This is a genomic window from Paludisphaera soli (assembly GCF_011064595.1).
Lineage (GTDB): Bacteria > Planctomycetota > Planctomycetia > Isosphaerales > Isosphaeraceae > Paludisphaera > Paludisphaera soli.
This window is the reverse complement of the sequence record NZ_JAALJI010000140.1, coordinates 1-561: the sequence shown is the minus strand read 5'-3', so window position 1 is coordinate 561 and position 561 is coordinate 1. Positions and strand designations below refer to the sequence as shown.

The 561-nt window shown below is 74.0% G+C and carries 1 pseudogene; it reads left to right on the top strand.

Annotated elements, in window-relative coordinates:
* Nucleotides 1–12: 12 nt before the first annotated feature.
* A pseudogene (locus G6O68_RS32040) lies at nt 13–561 on the top strand (IS4 family transposase); the annotation flags it as partial.

Genomic DNA, 561 nt, shown 5'->3' with positions numbered 1-561 from the left:
GGAGGCCACCCGATGCACCACCGAATTCTCTCCGCCCTGCGAAGCCTCGGGCGAGACCTCGCCACGCACCTCGACGAGACCGCCGTCCACGACGCCTGCCGTCGCGCCGGTCACCGCTGGCGCGGCCGCCGACTGACGCCCGTCGCCATCCTCCGCTGGTTCGTCGTCCAGGTGGTGCACGGCAACACCGCCCTGGCCCACGTCTCGCTCCTGGCCGGTCGCTCGTTCACCGACGCGGCGTTCTGCCAGGCGAGAGCGCGACTGCCGTTGGCCGTCTACCGGGCCGTGCTCCGAGGGCTGACCGAAGCCCTCGCCCCGGACACCCGCGCGCAGTCCACCTGGCGAGGCCACCGCACGTTCCTGGTCGACGGCTCGTCCTTCTCGATGCCCGACACGCCCGAGCTGCGGGCCCACTTCGGGACCTCCGGCCGGGCCAAGCCCGGGTGCAGCTTCCCGGTGGCCCGCATCCTGGCCCTGTTCCACGCCGGCACCGGGACGCTGTTGGAAGTCCGCACGGCCCCGCTGCGGGCCCACGAGATGGCGGGCGTCGGGGGCGTCCAC